This window comes from Actinomadura madurae (assembly GCF_900115095.1).
GTDB lineage: Bacteria > Actinomycetota > Actinomycetes > Streptosporangiales > Streptosporangiaceae > Spirillospora > Spirillospora madurae.
The window spans coordinates 616,807-638,006 of sequence record NZ_FOVH01000002.1 but is presented as its reverse complement, the minus strand read 5'-3'; the positions used below and the strand labels follow the sequence as shown (position 1 = coordinate 638,006).

Sequence of the window (21,200 nt, the reverse complement as noted above, 5' to 3'; positions counted from 1 at the left end):
CGTCCCTTTCAGTGCGTGCTGTGCAGCTTGTCGAGCTTGGCGGCCAGGACGGCGCCCATCTCGGCGGCCGGGCCCGGCTCCATGAGCAGGTGGTGGTCGGCGTCGAGCGGGTAGTCCTCGATCTCGCCCTCCACGAGCGGCCCCCAGTTGGACCGCCCGGTGGGCGCGGCGGCGCTGCGGCCCCGCATGGCGGTGAAGAACAGGACGTCGCCGCGGAACCGTCCCGGCCGGTACTCCTCGGCCTGGCGGAGCCCGCTCTCGTAGCTGCGGTAGACGTTGACCAGGTCGTCCTCGCCGAGGGTGGCGAGGGCGTCGTCGCGTTCGGCGAGGACCGCCATGATCTGCGCCATGTCCGGGTTGCCGTCCTCGGCGACCATCGTCGCGTCGATGCCGATCGACTCCAGCAGCTCGGGGAGGATCTCGCGCCGCTCGGATTCGAGGTCCTGGCCGTGGTAGGCGTCGATGACGGCGAGCAGGCCGACCCGCTCCCCGGCGGACTGCAACTGGACCGCCATCTCGTAGGCGACGAGCCCGCCGAGGGACCAGCCCGCGAGGTGGTACGGGCCGGACGGCTGGACGGCCCGGATCTCCTCCACGTAGTCGCGCGCCATCTCCTCCACGGAGCCGGGCGGCTCGGCCCGCGTGAACGCGCGGTTCTGGAGCCCGTAGGCCGGCTGGCCGGGGCCGAGGTGCCGCTGGAGCTGGAGGTAGCTCCAGGCCAGCCCGCCGGCGGGATGGACGAAGAAGATCGGCGGCCGGGTCCCGGACACGCGGATCGGCAGCAGCACCTCGAAGCCGAGCCGGTCCTCCGGCTCGCCGGCCCTGGCCAGCGCCTCGACCGTCTGGTGGGTGAACACGTCGCGCGGGGTGAGCTCGATGCCGGCGTTCCGGGCGCGGGTGGCGAGCTTGAGCGCGGCGATGCTGTCGCCGCCGAGGTCGAAGAAGCTGACGTCGGCGCCGACGCGGCCGAGGCCGAGCACGTCCGCGACGATCGCGCAGAGCCGCTCCTCGGCGGGCGTGCGGGGGGCGCGTCCGGCGGCGGCCCCGCCGTGGTCGGGCGCGGGCAGGGCGCGCCGGTCGAGCTTGCCGTTCGGCCCGACGGGGAACGTGTCCAGCCGGACGAACGCGGCGGGCACCATGTACTCGGGGAGCTTCCGCGCGACGAACTCGCGCAGACCCTCCACCGTGGGCTGTGCCGCGGGGGGTTGCGGGGGACCGTCCTCCTCGGGGGCCAGGTCTGGGGCGATGACGTAGGCGACGAGGGTCTTGACGCCCGGGGTGTCCTCGCGGGCGATGACGGCGACGTTCGCGACGGCCGGGTGGGCGGCGACGGCGGCCTCGATCTCGCCCAGCTCGATCCGGAAGCCCCGGACCTTGACCTGGGAGTCGGCGCGGTCGACGTAGTCGAGGCGGCCGTCCGGCCGCCATCGGACGAGGTCGCCGGTCCGGTACATGCGGCCGCCGGGCGGGCCGAACGGGTCGGCGACGTACCGCTCCGCGGTGAGCGACGGCCGGCGCAGGTAGCCCCGGCCGACTCCGGCGCCGGCGAGGTACGCCTCGCCGACCACGCCGGGCGGGACGGGCCGCAGCCCGGGGTCGAGCACGTACACGCGCATGTCGTCGAAGGGGCGCCCGAGCGCGGGCGTCGTCTCGGACGGGTCGGCGAGCGGCGCCCGCTGCGGGGCGAGGGTGGTGTACGTGGTCGCCTCGGTCGGCCCGTACATGTTGCAGACCTCGGTGTCCGGGCACGCGGCGAGGACCTTGCGCATCGCGGCCGGTGAACCGGTCTCCCCGCCGGTCAGCACCTCGCGGAGCCCGGCGAACGCGTGCGGCCGCTCGTCCGCGACGAGGTTGAACAGCGTCGTTGTGATGAACAGCCCAGTGAGGTCCTCGGCCGTGATGATCTCTTCGAGGGCCTCGCCGTCCAGGTGCCCGGGCGGGGCGACGACGGCCGTCCCGCCGCGCAGCAGCGGCGTCCACATCTCGTAGGTCGAGGCGTCGAAGGCGTGCGGCGAGTGGACGAGCACCCGGTCGTGCGCCCCGTTCCCGAGCCGCTCCTCGGTGGCGAGGTCGACCGCGTCGCGGTGCGAGATCATGACGCCCTTGGGCGTCCCGGTCGAGCCGGAGGTGAAGAACACGCAGGCGAGCTGCTCCGGATGGCACTCGACGCCCGGGTCGGTGCCGGGCTGCGCGGCGATCCGCGGGTCGTCGTCCACGACCACGATCCGCGCGGACGTGCCGAGGCCGTCGGCGCGGTCGCGCATGACCGAGTCGACGAGGAGGACGGGGGCGCCGACCTCGGCGACCGCCCACGCCATCCGCTCGGGCGGGTGGCCGTGGTGGATCGGCGCGTACGCGCCGCCCGCCTTGAGGATCGCCAGCGTCGCCACGACGGTTTCGGCGGATCTCTCCAGCAGGACCGCGACGGGCGTCTCCGGGCCGACTCCGAGCCCGAGGAGAAGGTGCGCCAGCCGGTTGGCGCGCGCGTTCAGTTCGGCGTAGCCGAGCGACCGGCCGGCGGCGCGGACGGCGACGGCGTCGGGTGTCCTCGCCGCCTGGGCGGCGAAGCGGGCCGTGAGGGTGCCGGGGCGGCGGGCCGTGGCCGGGCCCTGCCAGTCGCGGAGGACCTTGGCGCGCTCGTCCTCGTCCAGCACGTCCATGCGGCCGAGAGGGAGGTCGGGGTGGTAGGCGATTGCGTCGAGGATGCGGGTGAGGCGGCGCATCAGGCGGGCCGCTTCGGCCTCGCCGCAGAAGTCGGTGCGGTGGTCGACGCGCAGGGAGAGGCCCCGGCCCGGGACGGCGGCGAAGGTCAGCGGGTAGTGCGACGCGTCGTAGCCGGCGACGTCGTGGAGGGAGAGGCCGCCGAGGTCGGTTCCCGCGGCGTCCGGGTCGAAGGGGTAGTTCTCCAGGACGGTCATCGTGTCGAACAGCGTCCCGGTCCCGGTGAGCCGCTGGATGTCGGACAGGCCGAGATGGTGGTGCTGCATCAGCGCGGCCTGCTCGTCCTGGAGGCGGGTGAGCGCCTGCGCGACGGTGTCGGCGGGACGGACGCGGACCCGGATCGGCAGCGTGTTGATGAACAGGCCGATCATCTGCTCGACGCCCGGGAGTTCGGGCGGCCGGCCGGAGACGGCGGCGCCGAACACCACGTCGGTCGAGCCGGTGAGGCGGCCGAGCAGCGTCCCCCAGGCGAGCTGCAGGACGGTGTTGAGGGTGACGCCCTGGGCTCGGGCACGGGCGTTGAGCGCCGAGGTGAGCTCTTCGGTGAGGCGGGTCCGGACACGCCCCGGGGCGCCGGTGACCGGGTCGCCCGCGCCGGGGGCCACGAGGGTGGGCTCGTGGACGCCGTCGAGGGCGCGGCGCCAGGCGTCCTCCGCGGCGGCGCGGTCCTGCCGCGCGAGCCAGGCGAGGTAGTTCTTGTACGGGGCGACGCGCGGCATCCCGGTGTCGTCGCCCTTGGCGAGGTACAGCGCGAACAGCTCGGTCTGCAGGACGGGCGTGGACCAGCCGTCCAGCAGGATGTGGTGGTTGGTGAACACCATGCGGTGCAGGCCGTCCGACAGCTTGAGGAGCAGGAAGCGCAGCAGCGGCGGCCTCGCCATGTCGAACGGCCGGGCGCGTTCGGCGTCGGCCAGGTCGCGGGCCCTGGTCTCGCGCTCGGCCTCGGGCAGGGCGGACAGGTCCTCCTCCCGCCACGGCAGGCGGACCGTCCGGTGGACGACCTGGACGGGCGAGCCCTCCTTGCGCTGCCGGAAACCGGCCCGCAGGTTGGCGTGGCGGCGCAGGAGCGTACCGGCGGCGGCGCGCAGCGCCTCCCCGTCGAGAGGGCCGCGCAGGTCGAACACGATCTGGGCGGTGTAGACGTCGTGGCCGGAGTCGTAGAGGGCGTGGAAGAACAGGCCCTGCTGTAGCGGGGACAGCGGGAGGATGTCCTCAAGCTGCGACGTGCTCACTCCAGCTCCCATTCGCCGTCGAGCTCGGCGGCGAGCTCGTCGATCTCCTCCTGGCTGACGTCCACGAGGGACAGGTCGGACGGGGTGAACCCGCCGACCGGCCCTTCGGCCGCGCCCTCGGTCACGTGCGCGGCCAGGCCGCGCAGCGCCGCGTACCAGCGTCCGGCGAGGTCCTCGACCGCGGCGTCGTCGAACAGGCGGCCCGCCCACGTCCACGTCGCGGACAGCTCGGGGCCGTCCGGCAGGTCGCGGGTGTGCGCGTTGACCTCGATGGCGTGGACGAGGCCGAGCGCAGCGTCCTGGCCGGGGCCGAGCGCGGCGCTGTCGTTCTGGTCGGCGGGGCCCCAGTCGGTGGCCTCGGGCGCGGCGGTGCGGCCGAGGTAGTTGAACGCGATCTGCGGAGGCCGGCCGCCGCGGGCGGCCGGGTCGAGGTAGCGGAGGAGCCCGTGGCCGATGCCGTTGTCGGGGATCTCGCGGAGCTGCTCCTTCACCCGCTTGAGCGCGGTGCCGACGGCCTGGCCGCCGTCGCGGACGTCGGCGGGGTCGACCCAGCCGGCGTCCAGGCGGACCGGATGGATCGAGGTGAACCAGCCCGCGGTGCGGGACAGGTCGACGCCGGGGACGATCTCTTCACGGCCGTGCCCTTCGAGGTCGACGAGGACGGCCGTCTCGTCGGTGACGCCGCGGTCGCGCCGCCATTCGGCGACGGCCAGGGCGAGGCCGGTGAGCAGCACGTCGTTGACCCGTCCGTGGAACGCGGCGGGGACGTCGGTGAGCAGCGGCGCGGTGACGTCGGCGGGCAAGTCGAGCGTGAGGTGCCGCGCCGTCCCGAACGTGTCGGCCGCGGGATCCAGGGGATGGGCGCCGAGGACGGGGTCTGGGGTGGCGAGGACGTCGTCCCAGAGCGGCATCTCGGCGGTGCGGACGGGGTCGGACGCCTCGGCGGCGAGGCGCTGCGCCCAGCGGCGGAACGAGGTCGGCACGGGGTCGAGGTCTCCCCCGGCCCAGGCGGTGACGAGGTCGGGCAGGAGGATGCGCCAGGACACGCCGTCCACGGCCAGGTGGTGGAGGGTCAGCAGGAGGCGCCCGGACGCGGCCGGGCCGGCATCGAACCAGACGAGCTGCGCCATCGTCCCGGCGGCCGGGTCGAGGCGGCGGCGTGCCTTCTCCGCCTCGTCGGCGAGGACGACTCGCAGTGCCTCGGCGTCGAGGCCCGCGACGTCCACCCGGCGGACGAGCGGGGCGGCGTCGACCGTGCCCGGCTCGGTGACCTCGAAATCGGTGCCGTCGAAGCGGAGCCGGAGCATGTCGTGGTGGTCCAGGAGGGTCTGGAGCGCGGCGGCCAGCCTGCCGGTGCCGAGGTCCGGCGGGACCTGGAGCAGAACCCGCTGGCTGTAGCCGGCGACGGGGCCGTGGAGGTCCTGGAACCAGCGCATGATCGGGGTGGCCGGGATCCGGCCGATGCCCGCGCCGGGCGGTTCCGTCTCGATCCGCTCGCCCTCGCCGACCGGCGTGGCGGTCGCGGCCAACTCCTCGACGGTCTGATGCTGGAACACATCGCGGGGGGTGATGACCAGACCGGCCTGGCGGGCGCGGGAGACGAGCTGGATCGCGATGATCGAGTCACCGCCCAGATCGAAGAACCCGTCGTCTACCCCCACCCGCTCCAGGTTGAGTACCTCGGCGAACAACCCGGCGAGGGTCTCTTCCTCCGGGGTGCGAGGGGGGCGGGACGACACCTTCGCGGTGAAGTCGGGATCGGGCAGCGCCCTGCGGTCCAGCTTCCCGTTCGCGGTGAGCGGCAGGGCATCCAGTTCGACGACGGCCGCCGGGACCATGTAGCCGGGCAGATGCCTGCCCGCGAAACGGCGCAGCTCGGCGGTGTCGACCCCGTTGCCCACCACGTAGGCGACCAGCCGGTCGTCACGGACGATCACAGCAGCGCCCTGGACGGTCTCGTGCCTGGTCAGGACCGACTCGATCTCGCCCGGCTCGATCCGGAAACCGCGCAACTGAACCTGCTGGTCAGCCCGCCCCAAATATTCAAGGCGACCGTCCTTCAACCACCGCCCGAGGTCACCCGTCCGATACATACGGGCGCCGGACTCACCGAACGGGTCAGCGACGAACCGCTCCGCCGACAGGCCAGGACGGTTCAGGTAACCGCGCGCCAACCCTGCGCCAGCGACATACAGCTCACCGACCACCCCAGGCGGAACCGGCTGAAGGCGACCGTCCAAGACGTACACGCGCAGATCAGGGATCCCGACACCGATCACGCTCCCAGGCGCGGTCGCGGCCTGGACCCGGTCAAGCGCCAGATACGAGACGTGCACGGTCGTCTCGGTGATCCCGTACATGTTGACCAGCCTCGGAGCGTCCTCCTCATACCGGGAGTACCACTCCTCCAAACGCCCCAGATCCAGCGCCTCACCACCGAACACCACGTACCGCAACGCCAGATCAACGTCTGGACGCTCCTTGTCGGCGACCATCAACTGGTAGAACGCCGACGGCGTCTGGTTCAGAACCGTGACCCGCTCGCGCTCCAGAAGAGCGAGGAAGTCCGTCGGCGTCCGTGACGTCAGATAGGGGACGACGACGAGGCGACCGCCGTACAGCAGCGAGCCCCACAGCTCCCACACCGAGAAGTCGAAGGCGTAGGAGTGGAACAACGTCCACACATCATCCGACCCGAAACCGAACCAGCCTTCCGTGGAGCGCAGCAGCCGCACCACATTCTGATGCGGAACCACCACACCCTTGGGACGCCCCGTCGAACCCGACGTATAGATCACATACGCCGGATGGTCAGGCGAAATGTCGAGACCAAGGTTCGTCTCGTCGTACCCGACCGCATCGAGGTCTTCCGGGCCGAGGGTCAGGACCGGCTCGGCGTCCTCGACCATGTAGGCGATCCGATCCTCCGGATAATCCGGATCGATCGGCACATACGCCGCACCCGCCTTCAACACCGCAAGGATCGCCACCACCAGATCCACCGAACGCGGCAACGCCAACGCCACGAACCGCTCCGGCCCCACACCCTCCTCGACCAGCCGCCGCGCAAGACGATTCGCCCCCGCATTCACCTCCGCATACGTCCACGACACACCCTCGAACGACACCGCCACCGCCCCCGGACGAACCGCCGCCTGCGCCTCGAACAGCGCCGGGATCGTCGCCCGCTCCACGGCGCCGCCCTTGCCGCCGGCCCAGCGGCGCAGGAGGGTGCGGCGTTCGGTCCGGTCGAGGATCTCGGCGGCGGTGACCGGCGCGTCCGGGTCGGCGACGAGCTCGCGGACGAGACGCTCGAAGCGCTCCGCGATCGTCTGCGCGGTGGCGGGGTCGAAGAGGTCGAGGGCGTATTCGAGACCGGCCTCGATCCCGCCGGGCGTCCCGTCGTCGCCGTGCCGTTCCTCCAGGTAGAGGGACAGGTCGTACTTGGCCACGCCCGCCGTGAGGGGTTCGGCGCCGCCGGTGAGGCCGTCCATTTCCAGCCGCGCGGCGGGGTTGTTCTGGAAGGACAGCACGACCTGGAACAGCGGGTGCCGTGCCATCGACCGCGCCGGGTTGAGGACCTCCACGAGCCGTTCGAACGGCAGGTCCTGGTGCACGTACGCGGCGAGGTCGGCCCCCTTCACCCGTGCGATCAGCTCCCGGAACGTCGGGTCGCCGGAGGTGTCGGTGCGCAGGACGAGCATGTTCACGAACATGCCGACCAGGTCGTCCAGGGCCTCGTCGGTGCGGCCCGCGATGGGCGCGCCGATCGGCACGTCCGTCCCGGCGCCGAGGCGGGTGAGCAGGGCGGCGTAGGCGGCCTGCATGACCATGAAAAGGCTCGCGCCGCTCTCGCGGGCCAGGGCCAGCAGCCCGGCGTGCAGGTCGGCGTCCAGTTCGAAGGCGTGCGTCGCGCCCCGGTAGGACGCCTCGGCCGGGCGCGGCCGGTCGGTGGGAAGCGCCAGTTCCTCGGGCAGGCCGTCCAGCGCGTTCCGCCAGTAGGCGATCTGCTTGGAGATCAGGCTGTCCGGATCGTCCTCCGACCCGAACAGTTCACGCTGCCACAGCGTGTAGTCGGCGTACTGGACGGGCAGCGGCGCCCACTGCGGCGCCCGGCCTTCCGCGCGGGCCGCGTAGGCGAGGATCACGTCGCGGGCGAGCGGCGCCATCGACCAGCCGTCCGCCGCGATGTGGTGCAGGACGAGCACGAGGACGTGCGTGTCGGCGCCGAGCGCGAAGAGCCGCGCCCGCAGCGGCGGCTCCACGGACAGGTCGAAGCCCTGCCCGGCAGCGGCGGCGAGCGCGGCCGGCAGCGCGTCCTCGCCGGTCTCGGTGACGTCGAGGCGGGGGCGGGCGTCCGCCGGGTCGAGGACGAGCTGCCGGGCGCTGCCCGTCCCGTCCGGGAAGATCGTGCGGAGCGACTCGTGCCGGGCGACGACGTCGCCGAGCGCGGAGCGCAGCGCGTCCAGGTCGAGGGCTCCGTTGAGGCGCAGCGCGACGGGCATGTTGAACGTCGCCGACGCGCCCTCGAACCGGTTGAGAAACCAGAGCCGCTGCTGGGCGTACGACAGCGGGACGACGTCGGGGCGCTCGGCCGGCACCAGCGGCGGGCGGACGTCGCCGGCCGCGTCCGCGAGACGTCCGGCGAGACCGGCGACGGTCGGCGCCTCGAACAGCGCCCGGACGGGCAGTTCGGCGCCCAGCGCGGTCCGGATCCTGCTGACGAGCCGGGTCGCGGTGAGCGAGTCGCCGCCGAGGTCGAAGAACCCGTCGTCCACGCTCACCCGCGGAACGCCGAGGACCTCGGCGAACAGCCCGCAGAGGATCTCCTCATGCGGCGAGCGCGGCGCGCGGCCGGCGGGCGTGCCCGCGTCGGGGGCGGGCAACGCGGACCGGTCCAGCTTGCCGTTGACGGTGAGCGGCAGGCCGTCCAGGACGGTGAGGGCCGGGACCATGAAGTCGGGCAGCCGCTCGGCCGCGTACCGGCGGACGGCGGCGACGTCGACGTCCGGCCCGGCGAGGTAGGCGGCGAGGCGCCGGTCCCCGGGACGGTCCTCGCGGACGATCACGGCGGCCTGCGCGACCCCGGGGCATCCGGCGAGGACGCTCTCGATCTCGCCCGGCTCCACCCGGTAGCCGCGGATCTTGACCTGGTCGTCGGCGCGGCCGAGGTACTCGATCGTCCCGTCCGGGCGCCATCGGGCCAGGTCGCCGGTGCGGTACATGCGGTCGCCGGGGGCGCCGAACGGGTCGGCGACGAACCGCTCGGCGGTCAGGCCGGGCCGGTCGAGGTACCCGCGGGCGAGCTGGGCCCCGGCCAGGTACAGCTCCCCGGGGACGCCGGGCGGGACGGGCTGGAGCGCGGGGTCCAGCACGTACGCGCGGGTGTTGCGCTGGGGGGCGCCGACGGCCGGGCGCTCGCTGCGCGCGACCACCTGGTTCATCGTGTCGATCGTCGACTCGGTCGGCCCGTAGAGGTTGCGCGTGGTGATCCCGGGGATCGCGCGGAGTTCGGCCCACAGGCTCTCGCCGATGGCCTCGCCGCCGAGAAGCAGCTGTGCCGGGAGGTGCCGGCCGTCGTCGTCCAGGAGGCCTGCTTCGCGGAGGGAGGTGAAATGCGACGGGGTGGTGTTCACCAGGTCGATCCGCGCGCGCGCCACGTACGCCGTGTACGCGTCCACGTCGCGGCGGGTCTCGTCGTCGATGAGGTGCAGCTCGTGGCCGTACATCATCCACAGCAGGCCCATCCAGGAGGTGTCGAACGAGAACGACGCCAGATGGGCGAACCGCATCCTGCGCCCGCCGGCGGCCTCGATCGCGGGATCGATGAACGCGTCCCGGTGCGCCTCGAAGTAGTTGAGCAGTCCCGCGTGCGGAACCGTCACGCCCTTCGGCCGCCCGGTGGACCCCGACGTGTAGATGACGTACGCGCCGTTCGCCGCACGTAGGGGCCGCACCCGCTCCGCGTCGGACGGGTCGTGCGCGGGCCGTCCGGTGGTGTCCGGGAAGTCGTCGGCCGTGATGGCGAGGGCCGGGCGGCAGTCGTCCAGCATGAAGGCGATGCGCTCGGACGGGTACTCCGGGTCGATCGGCACGTAGGCGGCGCCCGCCTTGAGGACGCCCAGGATCGCGACGACGATCTCGGGGGTGCGCGGGAGGACGAGGGCGACGCGGTCTTCGGGGCCGATGCCCCGGGCGATGAGCTCGTGGGCGAGGCGGTTCGCGCGCTCGCTCAGGTCGGCGTAGGTCAGGCGCGTGTCGCCGCAGACGAGAGCCACGTCGGACGGGGTACGGGCGGCCTGGGACTCGAAGAGGGCCGGGAGGCTCCCCTCCGGGACGTCGGCGGCGGTGTCGTTCCAGGCGGCGAGGGCCGCGCGTTCGGCGTCGCCGGCGAGGCCGACGGCGCCGATCGGGCGCCCGGCGTCCTCGGCGAACGCCTCCAGGAAGCGCCGGACGCGGGCCAGCAGGGACTCGACGACCGGGTGTTCGAAGACGTCGGGCCGGTAGTGCAGGCGGAGCGACAGCCTCTCACCGGGCACGGCCACGAACGACAGCGGGAAGTGGGTCGCGTCGTAGGAGTCGGCCTCGGTGATGCGGACGCCGTTGAGGGACCCGTCCATCGAGGACGGGTCGAACGGGTAGTTCTCCAGCACCGTCATCGTGTCGAACAGCGCACCGCCGTGGCCCGCCGCGCGCTGGATGTCGGTGAGGCCGAGATGGTGGTGGGCGAGGAGCTCGGTCTGCTCGTCCTGGAGCCGTTCCATCAGCGTGCCGAGCGGCTCGTCCAGGCGGTACCGGACGCGGACGGGCAGCGTGTTGATGAACAGCCCGATCATCTGCTCGATGCCGGGTAGCTCGGGCGGGCGGCCGGACACGGTCGCGCCGAACACGACGTCGTTCGTCCCGAGGAGGCGCCCGAGGACGAGGCCCCACGCGCCCTGCAGGACGGTGCTCAGCGTGACGCCGTGGCGGCGGGCCGCGCGGGTGAGGCGGCGCGTGGTGCGCTCGTCCAGCTCGGTGACGGTCCGCTCGGGGCGTTGGGGGGCACGGGCGGCGGCCTCGGGGGCGACGAGGCTCGGTCCGTCCACGCCGTCGAGGGCGCGGCGCCACGCGTCCTCGGCGGCGGCCCGGTCCTGCCGCGCGAGCCACGCCAGGTAGTCCTTGTACGGGGTGACGCGCGGCATCCCCGTGTCGTGGCCGCCCTGCATGTAGAGCAGGAACAGCTCGGTCGCGAGGATCGGCGTGGACCAGCCGTCCAGCAGGATGTGGTGGTTGGTGAGGACGAGCCGGAACCGCTCCGGCCCCATCCGGACGAGCACGAACCGCAGCAGCGGCGGCGCGGTCATGTCGAAGCCGCGCGCCCGCTCCCGCGCGACGACGGCGTCGGCCTCGGCCCCGGACGCGGTGATCTCCTCCCACGGAAGGCCGACCGTGCGCGGGACGACCTGGACGGGACGCGACAGGTCCTCGTGCCAGAACGCGGCGCGCAGGTTGGCGTGCCGGCGCAGCAGCGTCCCGGCGGCGGTCCGCAGCGCGGCGGCGTCCAGCGGCCCCTCAAGGTCGAGGACGATCTGCGCCGTGTAGACGTCGCCGTCGCCGGAGTCGAACAGGGCGTGGAAGAAGAACCCCTGCTGCAGCGGTGACAGCGGCAGGATGTCCTCAAGATCACCCCGGTTCACCACTTCTGCCTCCACGCGGTCTGCAGCTTGTCGATCTCGCCCTGGTCCAGGTCGACGAGCAGGTCCGACGGGGTGAAGCCGCCGGCCGCACCGTCGGTGACGTCCGCGACCAGGGCGCGCAGCGCCGCGAACCAGCCCTCGGCCAGCTCCCGGACGTCACCGGGGTCGAGCAGCCCGCCCGGCCACGTCCAGGTCGCCGACAGCACGGGTCCGCCGGGCAGGTCGCGGGTGAGGGCGTTGATCTCCAGGACGTGCGCCATCGGCATGCGCGGGTCCTCGCCCGCGGGCAGTTCCTCGGCGGCGAGGGTCCAGTCGCCGCCGTCCCCGCCGCCGTCGACGCGCCCGAGGTAGTTGAACGCGATCTGCGCGGGCGGGATCTCGGCCAGTTCCGCGTCGGCGTCCAGGTACCGCAGCAGCCCGTAGCCGGGGGCGTCCGGGACCGCCCTGAGCTGCTCCTTGACCTTCTTGACGGCGGCGCCGCCGGTCGCGGTGCCCGCGTCCAGCCGGACGGGATGGAGCGAGGTGAACCACCCGGCCGTGCGGGAGACGTCGGCGCCGGGGACGGCGGCGTCGCGGCCGTGTCCTTCGAGGTCGACGAGAACGCCGGTGCCGCGCCCGCCGTGCCGCCTGCGCCATTGGGCGAGGGCGACGGCGAGGCCGGTGAGCAGCACGTCGTTGACCCGTCCGTGGAACGCGGCGGGGACGTCGGTGAGCAGCGGCCCGGTGACGTCGGCGGGCAGGTCGAGGGTGAGCGAGCGGGCGCGGTCCGCGATGTCCCTGCGCGGGTCGAGCGCGCGGGGCGCGAGGTTCGCGGGCGGGCCGTCGACGATGTCGAGCCAGTCCTCCACCTGGTCCGCGCTCCGCTCGACGGCCGCGAGCTTCTGCGCCCAGCGGCGGAACGACGTCCCCACGGGCTGGAGCTCTCCCCCGGCCCAGGCGGTGACGAGGTCGGGCAGGAGGATCCGCCAGGACACTCCGTCCACGACGAGGTGGTGGAGGACGGCGAGGAGGCGGCCCTGCTCCTGGCCCGCGTCGAACCAGACGAGCTGCGCGACCGTTCCGGAGGACGGGTCGAGGCGGTCGCGGGCGGCGGCGGCCTGCTCGGTGATGACGGTGGTGAGCTTGTCGGCGTCCAGGCCCGCGACGTCGACGCGGGTGACCAGGTCCCGCGCGTCGGACGAGCCCGGCGGGCGGACGACCGGCTGCCAGTGCCCGCCGTCCACGTCCAGGCGGAGCCGGAGCATGTCGTGGTGGTCGAGGAGGGTCTGGAGGGCGGCGGTGAGCCGCTCGATGCCAAGGTCGGGCGGGGTGCGCAGCAGCATCGACTGGTGGAAGCCCCGGATCAGCGACGCGTCGCCGCGAACCCGGTCGCGGAGCCAGGCGACGATCGGGGTGACCGGGACGGGCCCGACGCCGGCGCCGGGCGGTTCCGTCTCGATCCGCTCGCCCTCGCCGACCGGCGTGGCGGTCGCGGCCAGCTCCTCGACGGTCTGGTGCTGGAACACATCGCGGGGGGTGATCACCAGACCGGCCTGGCGGGCGCGGGAGACGAGCTGGATCGCGATGATCGAATCACCGCCCAGATCGAAGAACCCGTCGTCTACCCCCACCCGCTCCAGGTTGAGCACCTCGGCGAACAACCCGGCGAGGGTCTCTTCCTCCGGGCTGCGAGGGGGGCGGGACGACACCTTCGCGGTGAAGTCGGGATCGGGCAGCGCCCTGCGGTCCAGCTTCCCGTTCGCGGTGAGCGGCAGGGCGTCCAGTTCGACGACGGCCGCGGGAACCATGTGGCCGGGCAACGACCGTCCGGCGATTCGACGCAGCTCGGCGGTGTCGACCCCGTTGCCCACCACGTAGGCGATGAGCCGGTCGTCACGGACGATCACAGCAGCGCCCTGGACGGTCTCGTGCCTGGTCAGGACCGACTCAATCTCGCCCGGCTCGATCCGGAAACCGCGCAACTGAACCTGCTGGTCAGCGCGCCCCAGATATTCGAGGCGACCGTCCTTCAACCACCGCCCGAGGTCACCCGTCCGATACATACGGGTTCCGGACTCACCGAACGGGTCAGCGACGAACCGCTCGGCCGACAGGCCAGGACGGTTGAGGTAACCGCGCGCCAGACCCGCACCCGACACGTACAGCTCACCGGTGACACCGGGCGCGACCGGCTGGAGACGGTCGTCCAGGACGTAGACGCGCAGGTCGGGGATGCCGACACCGATCACGCTGCCGGGCGCGGTCGCCGCGTAGGCACGGTCGAGCGCGGTGTAGGAGACGTGCACGGTCGTCTCGGTGATCCCGTACATGTTGACCAGCCTCGGAGCGTCCTCCTCATGCCGGGTGTTTGTTTGGCGCCCGGACGCTCCTTGTCGGCGGCCATCAACTGGTAGAACGCCGACGGCGTCTGGTTCAGAACCGTGACCCGCTCCCGCTCCAGAAGAGCGAGGAAGTCCGTCGGCGTCCGCGACGTCAGATAGGGGACGACGACGAGGCGACCGCCGTACAGCAGCGAACCCCACAGCTCCCACACCGAGAAGTCGAAGGCGCAGGAGTGGAACAACGTCCACACATCATCCGACCCGAAACCGAACCAGCCTTCCGTGGAGCGCAGCAGCCGCACCACATTCTGATGCGGAACCACCACACCCTTGGGACGCCCCGTCGAACCCGACGTATAGATCACATACGCCGGATGGTCAGGCGAAATGTCGAGACCAAGGTTCGTCTCGTCGTAGCCGACCGCGTCCAAATCCTCCGGACGCAAGGTCAGGACCGGCTCGGCGTCCTCGACCATGTAGGCGATCCGATCCTCCGGATAATCCGGATCGATCGGCACATACGCCGCACCCGCCTTCAACACCGCAAGGATCGCCACCACCAGATCCACCGAACGCGGCAACGCCAACGCCACGAACCGCTCCGGCCCCACACCCTCCTCGACCAGCCGCCGCGCAAGACGATTCGCCCCCGCATTCACCTCCGCATACGTCCACGACACACCCTCGAACGACACCGCCACCGCCCCCGGACGAACCGCCGCCTGCGCCTCGAACAGCACCGGGATCGTCGCCCGCTCCACGGCTGCCGCGTCGCCCCCGGCCCACTCGCCGAGAATCAGGGACCGCTCCTCCGGCGCCAGCACGTCGGCGGATCCGATGGGCGCGTCCGGGTCGGCGACAAGCGCCGCGAGGTACCGCTCGAAACGTTCGATGAGGCGCCGCGCGGTGGACGGGTCGTAGAGGTCGAGCGCGTACTCCAGCTCGCCGTCGAGCCCGTCCTCCCGCTGGGTGAGGATCATCAGCAGGTCGAACCGGGACACGCCCGCGCTGAGCGGCTCCGGCTCGGCGCTGAACCCGGGCATCTCCAGCCGCGCCTCGGGGTTGTTCTGGAAGGTGAGCCCGACCTGGAACAGCGGGTGGCGGGCCAGGTGGCGCGGCGGGTTCAGCACCTCGACGAGCCGCTCGAACGGGACGTCCTGGTGCGCGTACGCCGCGAGACCGGTCTCCCGGACCCGCCCGACCAGTTCCCGGAACGTCGGGTCGCCGGAGGTGTCGGTCCGGAAGACGAGCATGTTCACGAACATGCCGACCAGGTCGTCCAGGGCCTCGTCGGTGCGGCCCGCGATCGGCGAGCCGATCGGCACGTCCGTCCCGGCGCCGAGGCGGGTGAGCAGGGCGGCGAACGCGGCCTGGGCGACCATGAACGGGCTGGCCCCGGTCTCCTGCGCGATCTTCAGCAGGCCGGCGTGGACGTCCGCGCCCAGCCGGAACCGGGCCGTCCCGCCCCGGTAGGACGCCTCCGCCGGACGCGGCCGGTCGCTGGGAAGCGCCAGCTCCTCCGGCAGCCCGTTCAGGGCGTCCCGCCAGTAGGCGATCTGCTTGGAGATCAGGCTGTCCGGGTCGTTTTCGGAGCCGAAGAGCTCCTGCTGCCAGAGCGTGTAGTCGGCGTACTGGACCGGTAGCGGCGCCCACTGGGGCGCGCGGCCCCCGGCCCGCGCGGCGTAGGCGGTGATGAAGTCGCGGGCCAGCGGCGCCATCGACCAGCCGTCGCCGCCGATGTGGTGCATGAGCAGCAGCGCCACGTGCTCCCGCGGCCCGACCCGGAACAGGTGGGTGCGGAGCGGCGGCTCGGCGGAGATGTCGAAGGCGTATCCGGCGGCCATGGCCAGCCGCGCCGGCAGCTCCGCCTCGGTCGTCTCGGTGACCTCCAGCTCGGGCCGGGCGGCGGCCGGGTCCAGGATGAGCTGGCGGGGCACTCCCCCGCCGTCGGGCAGGATCGTGCGGAGCGACTCGTGCCGGGCGACGAGGTCGCCGACTGCGGCGCGGAGCGCGTCCGCGTCCAGCGGCCCGCGGATGCGCAGCGCGACCGGCATGTTGTAGGTCGCGGACGGCCCCTCGAACCGGCTGAGGAACCAGAGCCGCTGCTGCGCGTACGACAGCGGGATCACCTCGGGGCGTTCCCGCGGCTCCAGGGGCGGGCGCCCGGGTGCGGCGCCGCCGCCGAGCACCGCGGCGAGGCCCGCCACGGTCGGGGCCTCGAACAGCGCGCGGACGGGCAGCTCGACGTCGAGGGCGCGGCGGATCCGGCTGACGACCCGCATCGCGACGAGCGAGTTGCCGCCGAGCGCGAAGAAGTCGTCGTCGGCGCCGACCCGGTCCACGCCGAGCAGGTCGGCGAAGACGGCGGCGACGGCGCTCTCCGTCTCCCCGGCCGGTGCGCGGTACGCGGTCGCCGGGGCGATCGTCAGTTCGGGCTTCGGGAGCGCCTTGACGTCGACCTTGCCGTTCGGGGTCAGCGGCATCTCGTCCAGGACGACGACCGCGGCGGGCACCATCGACTCCGGCAGGCTCTCGCGGATGTGGGCGCGCAGCTCCTCCGGGTCGGGCGTCATGCCGGGCGCCGCGACGACGTACGCGACGAGCCGCTTCTCCGCCGGGCCTTCCCCCGCGGCCTCGGCGGCTTCGACGCCGGGCAGGTCCAGCCCCTCGACGGTGACCGCGCCGCCCGACGCGACGGCGGCCTCCAGCGTCCGCCGGAACAGGCCGGTGAGACGCTCGGCCGTGCCCCGGTCGAACAGGTCGAGCGCGTATTCGAGGGTTCCCGCGAACCCGCCCGAGCCGTCGGCGGCGTCCTCCAGGAGGAACTCCAGGTCGAACTTGGCGACGCCGGGGTCCACCGGCTCGACGGCGACGTTCAGGCCGGGCAGCTCGACGGTCGCCTCGGGGTTGTTCTGCAGGGTCAGCATCACCTGGAAGAGCGGGTGCCGCGCCAGCGACCGGACCGGGTTGAGCACCTCGACGAGCCGCTCGAACGGGACGTCCTGGTGCGCGTAGGCGGCGAGGTCGGTCTCCCGGACGCGGGCGAGCAGCTCCGCGAACGACGGGTCGCCGGAGGTGTCGGTCCGCAGCACCAGCGTGTTGACGAAGACGCCGACCAGGTCGTCCAGGGCCTCGTCGGTGCGTCCGGCGATCGGCGAGCCGATCGGCACGTCCGTCCCGGCGCCGAGGCGGGTGAGCAGGGCGGCGAGCGCGGCCTGCAGGACCATGAACACGCTGACCTGGTGGTCGCGGGCGAGCGTGCGCAGCCCCTCCGACAGCTCCGCCGGGAGCTCGAAGGCGACCTGCCCGCCCCGGTAGGACGCGCGGGCGGGGCGGGGGCGGTCGTGCGGCAGCCTGATCTGGTCGGGCAGCCCGGCGAGGGCGTCCTTCCAGTAGGCGATCTGGCGCGCGGCGAGGCTGCCCGGGTCGGTCTCGTCGCCGAGCAGCTCGCGCTGCCAGAGCGCGTAGTCGGCGTACTGGACGCCGAGCGGCGCCCACCCGGGGGCGCCGCCGTCGTGGCGGGCCAGGTAGGCGGTGATGACGTCCCGGGCGAGCGGCGCCATCGACCAGCCGTCGCCGGCGATGTGGTGCAGGACGATGAGGAGCAGGTGCTCGTCCCCGCCCGATTCGTTCCTGCCCGATTCGTCCCGGCCGAGGCGGTAGAGGTGGGCGCGCACCGGGAGGTCGTTCGCGAGGTCGAAGCCGCGCGTGGCGTCCACGAACAGCGCGCTCTGGAGGTCGTCGGGCTCGGCGGCCTCCAGCCGCGGCCCGGCCTCGTCCGGCGGAAGGATCACCTGGCACGGTTCGCCGTCGACCTCGTCGAACAGGGTGCGGAGCGACTCGTGCCGGGCGACGACGTCGCGCAGCGCGTCCCGCATCGCGTCCTGGTCGATCGCGCCGGTGAGCCGCAGCGGGATCGGCAGGTTGTAGGTGGCGGTGGGCCCTTCGAGCCGGTTCAGGAACCAGAGCCGCTCCTGCGCGTGCGACACCGGCAGCGGGACGGGGCGTTCCGCCGTTCGCAGCGCGGGGCGTTCCGCGGCGCCGGCGGACGCGATGTACTCGGCGAGGCCCGCGACCGTCGGCGCCTCGAACAGGGCCCGGACCGGAAGCTCCACGTTCAGCGCGGCGCGTGCGCGGGCGATGACGCGGGTCGCCTTCAGGGAGTCGCCGCCGTGGTCGAAGAACCCGTCGTCGACGCCGACGCGCTCCAGGCCGAGGACGCTCGCGAAGATCCCGCAGAGGATCTCCTCGCGGGCGTCGCGCGGGCCGCGGGCGGTGAGGCCGCCGGTGAAGTCCGGTTCGGGCAGCGCGGCCCGGTCGAGCTTGCCGTTCGGCGTGAGCGGCATGGCGTCCAGCACGACGATCGCGGACGGCACCATGTAGTCCGGCAGCGTCCGCGCGACGAACGCGCGCAGCTCGGCGGGGCCGGCGGGGCCGACGACGTACCCCGCGAGGACGGTGTCGCCGACCGCGTCCCGGCGGGCGACGACCACGCTCTGCACCACGGCGGGGTGGGCCGACAGCGCGGCCTCGATCTCCCCCAGCTCGATGCGGAAGCCGCGGACCTTCACCTGGTGGTCGAGGCGGCCCAGGTACTCGATGTGCCCGGCGCGGTTCCAGCGGACGAGGTCGCCCGTCCGGTACATGCGCTCGCCGGGTCCGCCGTACGGGCACGCGACGAACCGGTCCGCGGTCAGGCCGGGGCGGCTCAGGTAGCCGCGCGCCAGGCCGTCGCCCGCGACGTAGAGTTCGCCGGGCACGCCGACCGGGACGGGCTTGAGCCGGTCGTCCAGCACGTAGGCGCGGGTGTTGGCCATCGGGCGGCCGATCGGCGCGAGCCCCTCGGCGTTGCCGTCGTCGTGCCAGCCGGTGACGAAGATCGTCGCCTCGGTGGGGCCGTAGATGTTGGAGATCCGTGCGTCCGGCAGCAGCGTCCGGAGGTCCCGGACGAGCTGCGGCGGCAGCGCCTCCCCGCCGAGCGCCACGTAGTCGGCCTCCAGCCGGACCTGGGAGGACGCCCCCGCGGCGCCGGCGCCGTGCCGGCCGACGCGCGCCAGCAGCACCGCGACCACCGACGGGACGCCGCTGATCAGCGACCCGGACCAGCCGCCGCGCTCGGCGATCTCCAGCAGGTCGCGGACGACCTCGATCTCGCCGCCGGCGGTGAGCGGCACCAGCCACTCGAACACCGACACGTCGAAGTTGAGGGACGTGGAGAACAGGACCCGCCGCATGCTGCCGGGCCCGTAGCGCTCCATCGACTCGGCGCAGAAGTCCACGACGTTGGCGTGGGAGATGACGACGCCCTTGGGGCGGCCCGTCGAACCGGACGTGTAGATGATGTACGCCGGGTTGGCGGGACGCAGCGGCCGGACGCGCTCGGCGTCGGTGACGTCCTCGCCGGAGAGCCCGTCGAGCGAGAGCGCGTCGAGTTCGACGCGGGGCGTCCCGCCGGGCAGTGCGGCGTCGCCGGTGGTGATGACGCAGGCGGGGGCGGCGTCCCCCAGCATGTAGGCGATGCGGTCGGGCGGGTACGCCAGGTCGATCGGCTGGTACCCGGCGCCCGCCTTCAGCACGGCCAGCGCCGCCACGACCAGGCCGGCGCCGCGCGGCAGCGCGAGGGCGACGAAGTCCTCGGCGCCGACCCCGCGCCCGATCAGGTGGCGGGCGAGCCGGTTCGCGCGGGCGTTCAGCTCGGCGTAGGTGAGCCGGGTGCCGCGGTCGACGACGGCGGTGGCGTCCGGTGTCCGGGCGGCCTGCGCCTCGACCAGCTCGGGGACGACGGCCGGCGCGACGGTCACTGCCGTGTCGTTCCACTTCTCCAGGACGAGGGAGCGCTCAGCGTCGTCCAGCAGCTCGACCTCGCGGAGCGGCGTGGAGGGGTCGGCGTCGCCGAGGGTGCGCAGGAACCGGACGTAGCGGTCCAGGTGCGTGGAGACCTGGTCCTCGGTGTAGAGGTCGGGGTGCGCCTCGAAGTCGACGCGCATGCCGGCGCCGTCGAAGTTGTCGTAGATGTTGATCGACAGGTCGTCGATCGGCCCGATCGTGATCGCGTGCATCCTCGCCGGCAGGCCCGCGAAGTCCAGCCGGTAGTCGAAGGCCATGACGTTGATGACGGGCCCGTAGAGGCGGCGGCGCTCGCCGAGGAGCTTCAGGTCGCGCAGCAGGTCCTCGCGCCGGTACCGCTGGTGGCGCAGGGCCCGCGCGGTCGCCCGCGTCACCGTGCGGACGAGGTCGTCCACCGTCATGTCCGGGCGGACGCGCACCCGCAGCGGCAGGATCGTGGCCAGCATCGCCGGGGTGTCCAGCGCGACCTGGGACGTGCGGCCGGTGACGGCGAGGCCGAGGATGACGTCCTCGGTGCCCGTCATCCGCGCCACGTACGCGGCGGTCGCGGCGATCGCGAGGCCCTGCGTGGCGGTGCGCAGCCGGCGGGCGCCCGCGGCGAGCCCGGCGGTCTCGTCCGGCGGGACGACGGTGACCAGGCTGAGGTAGTCGGCGGTCGGCTCGGCCATCTCCTCCGCGAGCGACACCGCGACCGGCTTGTCGGCGAACCGCTCGGTCCAGTAGGCGCGGTCCCGCTCGAACCTCTCCGACGCCCGGTAGGCCTCCTCGTCGGCCAGGACCTTCCGGTAGTCGCCCAGCTCGGCGGGGACGTACTCGCCGCCGTTCGCCAGCGACGTGTACACCTCGGCGGCGCGGCGGCTGATCAGCGAGCCGCTGTGGCCGTCCTGGATCACGTGGTGCGCGCGGATGAACCACCAGTGCCGGTCCGGGGACAGGCGCAGCAGGGCCGTGACGTACAGCCGGTCGGCGTCCAGCGGCAGCGGCGCCGCCATCCGCTCCCTGACCCACGCCCGCGCGGCGGCCTCCGGGTCGGGCTCGCCGGACAGGTCGACGAGCGGGATCGTCGCGGTCGCGTCCGGGTCCAGGATCTGGTGCGGCAGGCCGTCCCGCTCGGCCAGCCGGGCGGTGAGGGCCGGCACCTCGTGGACGGCGCTGCGCGCCACCCGGTCGAACAGTTCATGGTCGACCGGGCCCTCGATCTCGATGTACTGCGCGATGTGGATCGGCGTCTCGGGCGCCAGTTGCTGCGCGTACCAGACGCTCTTCTGGGCGGCCGAAAGGGGAACGTACTCGGTGGACATCAAGCGGCACTTTCGGGGTCGCAGGGGGTTCGCATTACGCCTGGCATCGGAACCGGCAAGGCGCCGGGATGCAGAAATTCAAAGAGAATGACCACAGAA

2 protein-coding genes and 1 pseudogene are annotated in these 21,200 nt (G+C 73.2%); all 3 read right to left on the bottom strand.

Annotation, left to right across the window (positions count from 1 at the left end; genetic code table 11):
* Nucleotides 1-8 precede the first annotated feature (8 nt).
* On the bottom strand, nucleotides 9-3,953 hold the full coding sequence (locus BM339_RS08620) for an amino acid adenylation domain-containing protein (protein ID WP_075020445.1): 3,945 nt from the start codon (nucleotides 3,951-3,953) through the stop codon (nucleotides 9-11).
* Nucleotides 3,950-11,632, bottom strand: coding sequence for a non-ribosomal peptide synthetase (locus tag BM339_RS08615; RefSeq protein ID WP_075020625.1), 7,683 nt, complete (start codon nucleotides 11,630-11,632; stop codon nucleotides 3,950-3,952). The genes BM339_RS08620 and BM339_RS08615 overlap by 4 nt, the downstream gene beginning before the upstream one ends.
* Nucleotides 11,629-21,101 (bottom strand): annotated as a pseudogene (locus BM339_RS08610) (amino acid adenylation domain-containing protein). Before BM339_RS08610 ends, BM339_RS08615 begins: the two are co-directional and overlap by 4 nt.
* Nucleotides 21,102-21,200: the final 99 nt, after the last annotated feature.